Raw genomic sequence first — 13,591 nt, 5'->3', positions numbered from 1 at the left:
CGCGTACGTTTTGAGGTCAGAGAATTACAACACACCCTGCCCAAGCATTGCATCAGCGACTTTTACGAAGCCCGCGATATTAGCGCCTTGAACATAGTTTGTTTGTTTCTCTTCACCACCGAATTCCACACAATGCTGGTGGATATCCAACATGATGTGGTGCAGACGAGCGTCAACTTTCTCTGCTTTCCAACCTAGGCGAGCCGCATTCTGTGCCATTTCTAGACCGGAAGTCGCAACACCACCTGCGTTAGCCGCTTTGCCTGGTGCAAACAGCACCCCTGCTTCAAGGAACAGCTCAGTTGCAGGAATAGTTGTTGGCATATTAGCCCCTTCTGCGACCGCTTTAACGCCATTTTTAATTAACACTTTTGCTGCATCAACATCCAGCTCATTTTGTGTTGCACATGGCAGAGCGATATCAACAGGCACATTCCATGGTTGCTGACCCGCTAAGTAAGTTAAGCCAAACTCTTTTGCATATTCTTCAATACGACCATAGTTGTTTTTGATTTCTTCTAAACGAGCTAATTTCTCTGTTGTAAAGCCGGCTTCATCAACAACTGTGCCACTTGAATCAGATGCAGTAACGACTTTCGCGCCCAATTCCATACATTTTTCAATGGTGTACTGCGCAACGTTACCTGAACCGGAAACCGCAACACGCATTCCTTCAAAACCTAGGCCATGGCGTTTTAGCATCGCATTGGTGAAATAAACCAAACCGTAACCGGTTGCTTCTGGACGAATTAAACTGCCACCAAAAGACAATCCTTTACCCGTGAATACACAAGAAGTGTCATTAGACAGTTTTTTCATCATCCCTGTCATAAAGCCCACTTCACGACCACCCACACCAATATCCCCTGCAGGGACGTCAGTATTAGAACCGATATGGCGATACAATTCTGTCATCAATGCTTGGCAAAAACGCATCACTTCACCATGACTTTTACCTTTAGGATCAAAGTCAGAGCCACCTTTACCACCACCCATTGGTAATGTGGTCAAAGCATTTTTCAGTGTTTGTTCGAAGCCTAAGAATTTCAGGATAGATAAATTCACAGATGGATGAAAACGCATACCACCTTTGAATGGGCCGATTGCAGAGCTAAATTGCACACGCCATGCACGATTGACTTGAACTTTACCTTGGTCGTCCACCCAACACACTCGAAATTGAATTACACGCTCAGGTTCAACAAAACGTTCCAGTAAAGCTTGGTCACGATACTTAGCATTTTGCTCTAAAAACGGCCAAAGGGAAGTGAATACTTCACGCACTGCTTGTAGAAATTCAGGTTGAGAAGGGTCTCTTTTTTGGACAGACTCCAAGAACGAAGATAGTGATTGTGTCATCTATGTCTTCCTTTTTAACATTGTAGTTGTTGTGATGTGCCTCACTCTTTCTTTTCATTATTTTTAGGAAATGTGAGGTTGATTTGCGTTTGCCTATTGAATATATCATTAGTTTGTATTCTAAATTCAAGGTTTTTTTTCACTCAATAGCAAAATAAATTGCTTGACCTGCCAATAACTCCCTCAAGATACATATTTTGAAACAAAAAAAACGCCTGCATAAGCAAGCGTTTTTAGTGAATAATATTTCAAATATAGAGATATGGATTATTCTTCATCATCATTCAGTGGAACAATCAACATATCCACATGGACGGTATTGATTAACTGACGAGCAGACGACATCAGCTTGCTCCAGAAATCTTGGTGATGCCCACAGACCACTAAATCCATATTGTATTTTTTAATGGCATCGACCAGTACTTGACCTAGGTCACCGCTGCCACTGAGTGTTTCTTGAATTTCATAACCTGCACCCGCAGACAAGTCCTTCAGAGCATTACGCGTTTCATCAGTAATACGTTGCTGCATGTCTCCAAGATTGACATCAATAAGACCGGTATAGAGGTCTGAATAGTTAACATCAACATGGATCATAGATACTTTGGCCCCGTAAGGTTTTGCCATAGAGACAGCCTTATCCAGTAATACTTTACTTTCAGGTGATAAATCTACCGCAACGAGAATATGTTTGTAAGCCATAAGTAAACTCCTTCGGAATGCTGATTATCTGGTGGTTATGCCTTCACCACATTTTTATGAATACTATACCCGCTAATTGTGATTATTAAGTGTCGCTTTGATCACATCTAAGCAGATTAACCTTAAAATCATCACTGCATATAACATTTTATAAAACAATAACATCATTCATTCAATATTAATATATAGCCCTAAAAAATTCGAGTTATGGGAAATACTTTAGCTTAGAGAAACAACAAGGTTGTACAGCAAACTGTGATATCAAAGTTCAGTAACCCAAGTTTAATTTCTTCAATATAAACAAAAGGTCATCACAAATTTGCGCTAACTGCACTTTTTTTAAACAGTAATTTATCCTACAATAAAATAACTGAGTATAAGTACAATTTTTCTGCTGTATTTCCTTTGCGACAATTGCTGTGAGCTTGAGCTAGGTTCTAAGGAGAGGATTATGTTCAGTATGATTGCATTGTTTTGGGCATTATGCATTTTGTGCATCTTAAATATGATGCGGTATTTTTCTTCCATTCGTGCTTTATTATCTATTCTAAGGGACTCAGACCCTCTGCTTTATCAATCCGTTGATGGTAATGGTTTTTTTACTACACACGGTCAACTGAACAAGCAACTACGGTTAGTTCGATATATAAATAACAAACAATACCTTGAACATTATGACCCTGAGGTTATTTTGCGTTGTGAGCGGATCCGCAAGCAATTCATGATGATAAGCAGGCTCAGCATTCTTGTTGTCGTGAGCTTAGTCTATTTATTGATAACGGGTTAATTGTAATTAGTGACTGACTAATAAAAAAATAGTGATGACCTTACGATCATCACTATTTTGTATATGTAGACAACTGTGTTCATGTAACGGTTAAAAGCTCCATACTCATGCATGAAGCCAAAATGAGTGCGACTAGATAAACAGCAGCGATAGCCAGTACAAACCGCCCGATAACACAATGGACACCGGTAACGTTAATAACCATGCTAACGCAATGCTTTTAATGGTTTTTGTTTGTACACCACCACCATCGACAACCATTGTCCCCGCAACGGCAGAAGATAAAACCTGCGTTGTTGAAACTGGCATACCAGTATAACTTGCCACGCCGATAGACACCGCAGCAGTCACCTGAGCAGAGACACCTTGCGCATAAGTCATGCCTTTCTTACCAATTTTCTCACCAATGGTCACGGCAACACGCTGCCAACCGAACATGGTGCCTAATGATAATGCTAAAGCAACCGCAATAATGATCCACAGAGGCGCATATTCAACGGTATACAGCAAATCATTACTGAGTTTTTTCAGCAAGCTGGCATCTTTCGAGCTTGTTTCTGGTAATTTCGCAACCGCATTCGCAGTATCAGAGATACACATCAGTAAACGGCGTGCGTGGTTACGTTGGTCTGGCGTCAACTCTTCGTAGCTTTGAATGCCATTTAGCATCGTTTGAGCTTGATTTAAAATAGCGGCAGTACGCGTGCTATCACAATGGAATTCGCCACCTGGTTCATCACTACTTTCTGCAACGGCAGGCGCATTTTCTATTGCATGGTTTAACGCTGGTTTATGTGTTTCATAGTATTGTTGCAGGTGGACAACCGCATCATGCGTTTTTGCGATGTCATAACCGTTAGAATTCATATTCATAACGAAACCTGCTGGGGCAACACCAATTAGCACTAGCATGATAAGACCGATGCCTTTCTGGCCATCGTTCGCACCATGAGAGAAACTTACCCCAACTGCTGACAAAATCAATGCAGTTCGGGTCCAGAATGGTGGCTTACGCTTACCATCTTTTTTCTCACGTTCCGCTGGTGTTAAGTGAATACGTCGACGTTTCTTTGTGCCACTCCAATAACGGCGCAAAAAGAAAATCATCAAACCGGCAATCACAAAACCGATAGCTGGAGACAAAATTAATGACATGAAAATACTGATCATTTTCGGTATATTCAAGGCATCAACGACAGACGAATCAGTCACAATCGCGTTGGTTAAACCCACCCCGATTATCGCGCCAATCAGCGTGTGCGAACTGGAAGCAGGGATACCTAAGTACCAAGTTCCAAGGTTCCAAATAATTGCAGCCAAGAGCAATGAAAAAACCATTGCAAGGCCGTGAGCTGAGCTCACATTGAGTAGGAGGTCTGTTGGTAAGAGATGGACAATTGCATATGCGACGCTCAACCCTCCCAGCAAGACACCAAAAAAGTTAAAAACCCCTGCCATGACAACTGCGAACTGAGCCCGCATTGCTCTGGTATAAATAACCGTAGCTACCGCGTTAGCGGTGTCATGGAAGCCATTTATAGCCTCATAGACCAGCACAAATAACAGTGCCAGAACTAATAATAGACCTGTATGAAATTCTAAACCTGTAAAAAGATGTAGCATAGACGTTAAGCCATTATATGTTGGACATGAACGCGGCGCATTATCAGTGACAAACGCTGGCGGTGGAAGCAAAATCTAACCTTTTTTTGATTTAACTACTCATCAAAAAAGTACCCCATAGCAATTACCCCATATTTTTCAATAAATTAAAGCAATCAAACTTATTCTGAATTTTTGAAACTTTTTAACGATATTTCCAGAAAATAATCGTTGTTTGCTTTTTTTAGACGAATTTCTCTAATTATAATACGTCCTGTATAGTTTTCATCAGTTCTTCCTCGAAGCTTTACATTACAATCATGATGAGATGACGTAAAATATCCGTGTTGCTAATGTAATTATGCTTAAAATCAAACATATATAGAGACACTTACTGTGAAAAATTTCGACGTTATTATTTTAGGTGCTGGCGCAGCGGGTTTATTTTGTGCCTCACACTCTGGCAAACGCGGTTTAAAGACGCTAGTGGTTGATAACGGAAAAAAATTAGGCAGAAAAATATTGATGTCCGGTGGTGGTCGCTGCAATTTCACTAATATGTACGCAGAGCATAGCAATTACATTTCAACAAACCCGCATTTTTGTAAGTCAGCACTTGCTCGCTATACACAGTGGGATTTTATCGCTTTAGTTGATAAATATAATATTCCATACCATGAAAAAACCCTAGGGCAGCTTTTTTGTGATAATAGCGCACAAGATATCGTCGATATGCTGCAAAATGAGTGTAACTTACCGAATATAACGATAAAACTTCGCAGCGAAGTCACTGGTGTCGAAAAAATACCAGAGGGCTTTCTGGTCACGGTAAATGGAAGTCAAGTAAGTGCTCGCTCACTGGTTGTCGCAACGGGTGGGTTATCGATGCCAGGTCTTGGCGCCACACCATTTGGCTACCGCATCGCAGAACAATTTGGCCACTCTATTATTCCAACTCGTGCTGGCCTTGTGCCATTTACACTGCATAAGCCACTTTTAGAAGCGCTGCAAGTCCTTTCAGGGATCTCAGTCGCAGCAACCGTGACAGCTGCGGATGGGACGTTGTTTAAAGAAAATATTCTCTTTACCCATCGAGGCCTCTCCGGCCCTGCTATCTTGCAAATTTCTAGTTATTGGAACCCCGGAGAGTATGTGAGTATTAACTTACTTCCTAACCTTTCACTGAGCGACTTTTTAGCGGCAGAAAAGCAAGAGCACCCAAATCAATCCTTAAAAAATACCCTTGCAAAATTATTGCCTAAGCGGCTAATTGAAATCATGCAAGCCCAAGGGCAAATCCCTGAGTGCGCCCTAAAGCAATTGAACCATCCGCAAATTGAAGTGCTGCATAACACGTTACATGCCTGGCAGGTTCAACCCAACGGGACAGAAGGTTACCGCACCGCAGAGGTGACCCTAGGAGGTGTTGATACCCATGAGATATCATCGAAAACAATGGGTTCACTGAAAACTGAGGGGCTATATTTTATTGGTGAAGTCGTCGATGTCACTGGCTGGTTAGGTGGTTATAACTTCCAATGGGCTTGGAGTTCTGCGGCAGCCTGTGCAGAAAGCCTGCCCATTCCCCCTAATTAATTTAAAGGGAACAATATCCGCGATGCCTTCTTGTTTGCATCCTTTTAACCGAATATATCTTAATCCATTGAAAAATAATGGTTAATATTTAACTCTATAGAAATCATATAATTGCAGTTTTAATTATAAGATATATTATTTTGGTTAAAAATAATGCTTTACAAACGATAGTGATAACTATTGTCATTATCATTACTTCCTCGATACGGTTACTTAGTCACCTATTGTAAGAAGTACGACATTGCTCACATTGCTTCCAGTGTTTACTTTAGCCAGCCTTGCGCTGGCTATTTTTTTATCTACATCAACGGCTTAATTGGCTAAAATTCCCACATCGTCATTTTCTATCCATTTTCTTCACTTATCTCAAAGCTACTTATTCAAATTTTTTGGATCCTATGGTTAATGGCAGCTACTTTTCTCTTTTCGCAAAATGGTTAAACTGTCATCAATACATTTAGAGCGAGTTCAACCAAGGTTGAAATCCGTACAGGAGAAAACACGATGATCTATTTACGCAAAGCAAACGAACGTGGTCATGCAAACCATGGATGGCTCGACAGTTGGCATACCTTTTCATTCTCTAGCTACTATGATGAGCAATTTATGGGCTTCTCTGCGCTAAGAGTGATTAACGAAGACTTTATTGCGGCTGGCCAAGGGTTTGGAACACATCCCCATAACGATATGGAGATATTAACCTATGTGCTCAATGGGACTGTCGAACATAAAGACAGCATGGGCAATATGGAGCAAATCCCTGCGGGTGAATTCCAAATTATGAGTGCGGGTACGGGTATTCGTCATTCTGAATACAACCCAAGCAATGAAGAAGAGTTACATCTGTACCAAATTTGGATCATTCCTGAAAAAACAGGGATTGAGCCGCGTTATGAGCAAAAACGGTTTGATTCCAAAGATGGCAAGCAATTGGTGCTATCACCGGATGCGCGTGATGGCTCATTAAAAGTTTATCAAGATATGGAACTGTGGCGCTGGGCATTGCCAGCTAATAAAACACACACTCATGCGATCGCAGATAAACGTGTTGTCTGGATCCAAGTCGTTAAAGGGAATGTTGAAGTCAATGGCCAAAAAGCAACCACCAGCGATGGTTTAGCCATTTGGCAGGAAACAGAGCTCACCATCAAAGCGAGTGAAGATAGTGAAATTCTGTTGTTTGACTTACCCGCCGCAGAATAATCATTTTCACAACAAAAAGGCTCTACCTAGGTAGAGCCTTTTTCTATTTATTGACTCACAAAGCCAATTACTGTTTTGGCCCTGCTTTCACCAGTGCAGCACCTGCTGGAGTATCCGTGTACTTATCAAAGTTATTCACGAAACGTTCCGCTAAGTCTTTCGCTTTTTCATCCCACTGCGCTTTGTCTGCATAAGTATTACGTGGGTCTAGGATATTGGTATCCACACCCGGTAATGCTGTTGGGACTTCTAAATCGAATACCGGCAGTTTAATCATGTCTGCTTTTTCGATATCGCCACTTAAAATAGCATCGATAATGGCACGTGTATCTTTGATGGAAATACGTTTACCTGTACCATTCCAACCTGTATTCACTAAGTAAGCTTTCGCGCCGACAGCTTCCATACGCTTAACCAATACTTCAGCGTATTGTGTTGGGTGCAGTGATAAGAATGCAGCACCAAAACATGCAGAGAATGTCGGGGTCGGTTCCGTCACACCACGCTCTGTACCTGCTAGTTTCGCCGTGAAGCCCGACAAGAAGTGATACTGCGTTTGCTCAGGCGTCAAACGAGAAACCGGCGGTAATACACCAAATGCATCTGCGGTTAAGAAGATAACTTTTGTTGCATGACCTGCTTTAGAAACAGGTTTTACAATGTTTTCAATGTGGTAGATTGGGTAAGAAACACGGGTGTTTTCAGTTTTCGAACCATCATTGAAATCGACTGAACCATCTGCCAATACTACGACGTTTTCTAATAACGCATCACGTTTGATAGCGCCATAGATATCTGGCTCAGCTTCTTTAGATAGGTTGATCGTTTTTGCGTAGCAACCGCCTTCAAAGTTGAATACGCCGTCATCATCCCAACCGTGTTCATCGTCACCAATTAACTTGCGTTTTGGGTCCGTAGAAAGTGTTGTTTTACCTGTTCCAGATAAGCCAAAGAAAATGGCTACATCGCCTTTTTCACCGACGTTAGCGGAACAGTGCATAGATGCAATACCTTTTAATGGCAACAGGTAGTTCATCATAGAGAACATACCTTTCTTCATTTCGCCACCGTACCAAGAGCCACCGATCAGTTGCATGCGTTCTGTTAAGTTGAACGCAACAAAGTTTTCTGAATTCAAACCTTGTGCTTTCCAATTCGGGTTAGTACATTTCGCACCATTCATAACGATAAAGTCAGGTTCAAAACCGACTAACTCTTCATCTGATGGGCGAATGAACATGTTTTTAACGAAATGCGCCTGCCATGCAACTTCAGTGATAAAGCGTACTTTTAGACGCGTATCAGCGTTCGCACCACAGAATGCATCAACGATAAATAAACGTTTACCTGACAGTTGTTCCGTCACTAAATGTTTGAGATCCGCCCAAACTTCTTGTGACATAGGTTTGTTATCATTTTTACCTTTACCTTGGTCTGCCCACCAAACTGTATCGCGAGTCACATCATCACGTACAATATATTTATCTTTTGGGGAACGGCCAGTAAAGATACCTGTATCAACCGCAACAGCACCTAAAGTAGTTACTGTTCCGCGCTCATAACCTTCAAGTTCTGGCTTAGTTTCTTCCGTGAATAATAGCTCGTAACTTGGGTTATAAACCACTTCAGTTACATCATGAATACCGTACTTTTCAAGTTCCTTCAGGGTAATGCTTTTAGCGCTCATTATATTGCTCCTGGTAAACATAACTAATCTGCGGATGATCATAATTCTTTACGACTAATTAACAGCGATTGCTATCAAAGAATTGAAAATGTATAATTTTTTTTAATTCATAATGAGACTTAGAGCACGTAATAATGCTTTAAAATTATAAAAAAAAGGTGCAGAATTGCACCCTTGTCACATAATTAGGTTGCTAAATCGTATCAGTGAAGTTGCTGATTTAGCTCATTATTTAACCCTTGAAGATCAGATTCAATAAATACATAGTGTGAGCCACAAAATTCACATTCCATATCAATTTTTCCATCTTTGTGCAAAATCTCGATAACATCTTCCTTCGGCAAGGTGGCTAACGTACCTTCACAACGCTCCCTTGAACAAGTACAACGAAACTCGACAGATTGTGGGTCATATAGCGTGACATCTTCTTCATGATAAAGACGATGTAAAATCTCTTTCACATCTAATGTGCTCAGCTCTTGGCCTTTAATTGTGGCCGTCAGTTGCACTAAATGTTCAAAGAAATCATGGCTAGTTTCATTTGCTGCAGGCAAAACTTGCAACAGCATGCCACCTGCACTTGGTTTCCCATCCACTTCACCCACGCGGATGAATAAACGGGTTGGTAATTGCTCGGATTGGCGGAAATAGGCATCAATGCTTTCTTCGATAGAATCCCCTTCGATCGCCACAATCCCTTGATAACGTTCACCTTGATTCGGTGTAATGGTAATCACCATAAAACCGTTACCAACCATCTGTTTCAGGGTGCTACCTGCTACAACGGGACCATCTACACGGGCAACGCCACGCATCTGTTGTAAATTATTGCCGTTGATAACCGCCAAATTGACAGGACCATCGCCTTGGATTTGAACAGTAATATCGCCATCGAACTTCAACGTTGCCGTCAATAAACTGGTTGCAACAAGTAACTCTCCTAGCAAACCTTTTACCGCAGTTGGGTAGTCATGGTTTTCTAAAATGTGTTCAAAGGTTTCATCCACACTAATCATTTCTCCGCGAACAGAATGTTGTTCAAATAAAAAACGGTGGAGTGAGTCTTGGTTTGCCATAATATCTCTCTATTGCTTTGACTGTTGCTCAGGCCGTCATTAAGACGACTCATGAGAATTTGTTTGTTTAAACTTTAACAGAGTACGCCGTTCTTTCTTATCTGGACGTCGCTCTGGATGTGGCATCGTCAGTGCGTTCATCTTACGCGCTTGTGCCATTTTCTCTCGTTGTTCAATACTTTCTACGGTTTCACAGTACAATGACTGTGCTTCCGGTGCACCTTTGCGCTGGCTGCTGATCTGCATGATTTCAACCGTACGTTCATCATTACCTTGTCGAAGTTTAACGATTCCATGCAGCTCAACAATTTTTCCAGGCTTAGTTCTTTGTCCATTGTAATGGACTTTACCGCCTTCAATCATTTCACGAGCGACTGCACGCGTTTTATAGAATCGCGCAGCCCACAGCCATTTATCAAGGCGAACAGGTTCTATAGTGGATTGATTCATGGGGCCTCCTCGACATAAGTCTGAATCAAACTAAGAAGAGGCTCCCTCGATTTTCGGGATGATACTATCGACGATAGGGAGGGGGATTAGCCTCAAAACACTTATCATAATATTCTGTGATATTACGCAAACGCTTCTTATTATTCAAAACACGTAGCACAATCAACGAACCATTTAACAGTGCACACACCAACAAAAACAGCATAAAAAGCGTACTACATATATACTGAGATACCACTTTTGCATTGGGTTCTTCATGCAACACAATCTGCAATGTGCCATTGGCATCTACGGATAAATGAGTAATAACCCCTTCAATATTGAACGGTGTATTGATCAGAAGATTTGATAACCGTTGCAACTCTTGCCAGCGCTGTAGTGGCGATTGCTCATTAAAAGAAGTTCCCGGTATCGAATCAACTAAAGGCTTATTTTCATCACTAATTAATAAAACACCACCAGGGGGAGGGCTATTAATTTTACGCACTTCTCTGTCTATTTCTGTACTGATAAAATCATATATGGTGTCTTCCACGATGTTTTCCAAGGCCTCGGCACTACCTGCACGTAATAAAACATGAGCCCCTGTTAATTTTCCCGCAGCCGCTTTTTTTACTAAAGTAGGCCAATCCTCTGTACTTCCTAGATTTGTCAGTGCATTTTTTAATTTTAGGCAATTATCAGAATTATGACACAGCTGCTCTGTTCCCAAAATAATAGCTGAAAAATCAAAGATAATATTCATCCCTGATTTCATAATATCGCGCTGTAGTCTTGGGTTAACACCTACCGAATTTTTATCTGGATGCAACTGGCTTTTGACAGTATCAAGCAATGTTATTGAGCGCTCAACAACTTCTGATTGGGGTTCGGTTAGTAAACTAACATCATTCCAATAAATACCTGAGCAATCAAACGGCACAAATTGCGCTTGGTTTTCTTTATTCAAATTTGGAGGGCGGTAACACATCCCTTTACCTTGGGCAACTAAGGTATCCCCAATTTTTATCTGCCGAGAAACGAGATCATTAGGGTCATCAACCTTAATTTTCTCTGTGCCACCTAGCCAAGCAAAACCAAGTTTTATCGGTAACCCCATCGGTTGATAGGCAAATATCAGCATCATCGTTAATAATGCCCCAACTAACATCAACACATTCTTTTTGAACCGTTTGTATGGATAATAATGTTCTTCTTCATGCAAAGAAAGGTATTTGCCGTGTCTAACCACCTCACCTGTCGTATAAAAATCAATATTAACAGCTTGGTTTTCTTCGTATTTTAAATAATTTGCCCAATGGCTGGGATAGTGCAAGTCAATACCTGCAATAGACGTATTCGTGGAATATTTTTTATCAAGCTCGCCATAAAGCTCCCAGCGCTTTGGTTGACCGCGAATACATTGAATATCTTGATATTTTCGAGGAAACATCCTAGAACGAAAGAGAATAAGTAACCCAACAATAAACGTAATCATGGTAATCACTAACCCCGATTCCTGTAATAACGGAATTGAAACGAGGGTTAAATAACCAAATAAAAAACTCAAGCAAATAGTTGCAGCGCCAAGCCAACCTGTAGAATGGTGTAACCGATACTCTTCAATCGTCTCTTTACGAACTTTCAATCGCTCAATACTATGTTCACCGCGTTCTTGAATTGCTGCATCAGACCATGTTGAGTCACTGGGTACACTGGTTTGCCATTCACCGCTGAAATCCTTCAATGAGTGGCTGTTCATTGAAATGATCAAGGGTAAATGGTCTGTTTCTACAATCTCCATGACATTTTGGCGTTGTAAGAAAGGTTCAAGTTGTGAAGGGAGCTGAACCTCAATAGTATCGATAAAATAGCGCCAGCTATTCCCTTGCTCTTGGCGTAAGTTAAAACGCGTTAATGAATGACAAACCGTGGCAATGATTGAATTTTTTTTGATCTGCCATGGATGCTGAGATGTATTTATTGAGATAGCAGAGCAATAATTTAAATACTGAGAGAGGGTTTGGTAATCTGAATCAATCATTTTTCTAAATGATGGTGACGCGACAGAAGGTATTTGATAGACGCCAGAACGCCGCCCCCGCCTAAAAAATAGGAAGGAAGCCATTATAGTTAGGCTAATAACAATTATAGCCGTTATAATGACATGATTCAGCATTGTTTCCCCAATGAAAAATGAATAAGAAAAGCATATCAATCCTCAGACTTTCTAAAAATAAGCCAATTCCTATTCTATTTATGATTTTTATTTTAAATTACAGTATCTTGTAAAAAAATATTTTATTTATTTATCCATTCGATTTTTGAACGATGATTATACTAACAGCATTTTATCTACTCGATAATATCTATCATTTTATTTTGATATAGGTCATAGTTGTATAATGATTTCAAAATACGGAGCATGCTAAGTAAACCTGCGTTCTGTAAATCAATAAAATAGACTTTTAGCAATAGATTTCACTCATCCTGTTCGGAAATCGTTATGACAGAGTTAAAAAAACCTAAAATCTTGAATATTCAAGATGTTGCTCAATCAAAATTATTCAGCATTCAATCAGTTGACCTCGAATTTAGCAATGGTGAAAAACGAGTCTATGAAAGAATGCGGCCCGCAAAACGCGAAGCGGTTCTTATCGTTCCTATCATGGGTGATGACCTCATTCTCATTCGCGAATACGCTGTCGGGATTGAAAGCTATGAATTAGGCTTTCCCAAAGGTGCTATCGACCCCGGTGAGATCGCCATTGAAGCAGCCCAGCGTGAACTCAAAGAAGAAATTGGTTATGGCGCTAATCATATTATTCAGCTTGCCAAACTGACAATGTCACCCTCATACTTTTCGAGTAAAATGAATATCCTTATCGCTCAAGATTTATACAGTGAAAAACTCGAAGGAGATGAACCGGAGCCTCTACAACAAGAACGATGGCCAATATCACGAATGATGGAATTACTCGAGCACCCAGATTTCAACGAAGCTCGGAATATTAGCGCACTTTTCTATCTAGAACGTTACTTAAAAAACATTAAGTAAAAATACATTTTATTGCATCAGCAGTATGTGATTTCCATAACCCTTAATGAATATTGCCATATTACCTGCTGACATATTAACTTTCTCTATAG

11 protein-coding genes are annotated in these 13,591 nt (G+C 40.7%); 4 read left to right on the top strand and 7 right to left on the bottom strand.

Going from position 1 to position 13,591, the window contains the following annotated elements:
- Positions 1-24: 24 nt before the first annotated feature.
- Together gdhA and uspA are read right to left on the bottom strand one after the other, a co-directional pair.
- Positions 25-1,359, bottom strand: a complete 1,335-nt coding sequence (gdhA, locus tag M0M83_RS00590; protein ID WP_125894649.1) for an NADP-specific glutamate dehydrogenase — start codon at positions 1,357-1,359, stop codon at positions 25-27.
- Between the two features lie 267 nt (positions 1,360-1,626).
- On the bottom strand, positions 1,627-2,061 hold the full coding sequence (gene uspA / locus M0M83_RS00585; protein ID WP_004263149.1) for a universal stress protein UspA: 435 nt from the start codon (positions 2,059-2,061) through the stop codon (positions 1,627-1,629).
- A 451-nt stretch (positions 2,062-2,512) separates the two neighbouring features.
- On the opposite strand from uspA, the gene uspB reads away from it, so the two are divergent.
- Positions 2,513-2,848, top strand: coding sequence for a universal stress protein UspB (gene uspB / locus M0M83_RS00580; RefSeq protein ID WP_125894647.1), 336 nt, complete (start codon positions 2,513-2,515; stop codon positions 2,846-2,848).
- A 132-nt stretch (positions 2,849-2,980) separates the two neighbouring features.
- Here uspB and pitA read toward each other — a convergent pair whose 3' ends face one another.
- Positions 2,981-4,471, bottom strand: coding sequence for an inorganic phosphate transporter PitA (gene pitA / locus M0M83_RS00575; RefSeq protein ID WP_125894687.1), 1,491 nt, complete (start codon positions 4,469-4,471; stop codon positions 2,981-2,983).
- Positions 4,472-4,846: 375 nt separating this feature from the next.
- Between pitA and M0M83_RS00570 the strand changes: the two genes are divergently transcribed.
- Both M0M83_RS00570 and M0M83_RS00565 read left to right on the top strand, forming a co-directional pair.
- Entirely contained in the window at positions 4,847-6,046 is a 1,200-nt protein-coding gene (locus tag M0M83_RS00570; protein ID WP_248467335.1) for an NAD(P)/FAD-dependent oxidoreductase, read from the top strand.
- A gap of 504 nt (positions 6,047-6,550) precedes the next feature.
- On the top strand, positions 6,551-7,249 hold the full coding sequence (locus M0M83_RS00565) for a pirin family protein (RefSeq protein WP_248467333.1): 699 nt from the start codon (positions 6,551-6,553) through the stop codon (positions 7,247-7,249).
- 67 nt (positions 7,250-7,316) lie between these two features.
- Here M0M83_RS00565 and pckA read toward each other — a convergent pair whose 3' ends face one another.
- The 4 genes from pckA to M0M83_RS00545 form a co-directional block, all read right to left on the bottom strand.
- Entirely contained in the window at positions 7,317-8,936 is a 1,620-nt protein-coding gene (pckA, locus tag M0M83_RS00560) for a phosphoenolpyruvate carboxykinase (ATP) (protein WP_125894640.1), read from the bottom strand.
- Between the two features lie 203 nt (positions 8,937-9,139).
- On the bottom strand, positions 9,140-10,012 hold the full coding sequence (gene hslO / locus M0M83_RS00555) for an Hsp33 family molecular chaperone HslO (RefSeq protein ID WP_213914375.1): 873 nt from the start codon (positions 10,010-10,012) through the stop codon (positions 9,140-9,142).
- 39 nt (positions 10,013-10,051) lie between these two features.
- Complete coding sequence (gene hslR / locus M0M83_RS00550) at positions 10,052-10,462, bottom strand: ribosome-associated heat shock protein Hsp15 (protein WP_125894636.1); 411 nt, start codon at positions 10,460-10,462, stop codon at positions 10,052-10,054.
- 64 nt (positions 10,463-10,526) lie between these two features.
- Positions 10,527-12,620, bottom strand: a complete 2,094-nt coding sequence (locus M0M83_RS00545; RefSeq protein ID WP_125894634.1) for an IgaA/UmoB family intracellular growth attenuator — start codon at positions 12,618-12,620, stop codon at positions 10,527-10,529.
- A gap of 327 nt (positions 12,621-12,947) precedes the next feature.
- Between M0M83_RS00545 and nudE the strand changes: the two genes are divergently transcribed.
- Entirely contained in the window at positions 12,948-13,499 is a 552-nt protein-coding gene (gene nudE, locus M0M83_RS00540; protein WP_248467331.1) for an ADP compounds hydrolase NudE, read from the top strand.
- Positions 13,500-13,591: the final 92 nt, after the last annotated feature.

This window comes from Providencia rettgeri (assembly GCF_023205015.1).
Lineage (GTDB): Bacteria > Pseudomonadota > Gammaproteobacteria > Enterobacterales > Enterobacteriaceae > Providencia > Providencia rettgeri_E.
The sequence above is the reverse complement of the archived record's forward strand: the minus strand, read 5'-3'. Positions and strand labels throughout refer to the sequence as shown.

Excerpts from the sequence above, each read along its gene's own strand:
- M0M83_RS00545 (WP_125894634.1), bottom strand. The coding sequence starts at position 12,620 with ATGCTGAATCATGTCATTATAACGGCTATAATTGTTATTAGCCTAACT.
- nudE (WP_248467331.1), top strand. The coding sequence starts at position 12,948 with ATGACAGAGTTAAAAAAACCTAAAATCTTGAATATTCAAGATGTTGCT.
- M0M83_RS00565 (WP_248467333.1), top strand. The coding sequence starts at position 6,551 with ATGATCTATTTACGCAAAGCAAACGAACGTGGTCATGCAAACCATGGA.
- hslR (WP_125894636.1), bottom strand. The coding sequence starts at position 10,462 with ATGAATCAATCCACTATAGAACCTGTTCGCCTTGATAAATGGCTGTGG.
- gdhA (WP_125894649.1), bottom strand. The coding sequence starts at position 1,359 with ATGACACAATCACTATCTTCGTTCTTGGAGTCTGTCCAAAAAAGAGAC.
- pitA (WP_125894687.1), bottom strand. The coding sequence starts at position 4,471 with ATGCTACATCTTTTTACAGGTTTAGAATTTCATACAGGTCTATTATTA.
- pckA (WP_125894640.1), bottom strand. The coding sequence starts at position 8,936 with ATGAGCGCTAAAAGCATTACCCTGAAGGAACTTGAAAAGTACGGTATT.
- uspB (WP_125894647.1), top strand. The coding sequence starts at position 2,513 with ATGTTCAGTATGATTGCATTGTTTTGGGCATTATGCATTTTGTGCATC.
- uspA (WP_004263149.1), bottom strand. The coding sequence starts at position 2,061 with ATGGCTTACAAACATATTCTCGTTGCGGTAGATTTATCACCTGAAAGT.
- hslO (WP_213914375.1), bottom strand. The coding sequence starts at position 10,012 with ATGGCAAACCAAGACTCACTCCACCGTTTTTTATTTGAACAACATTCT.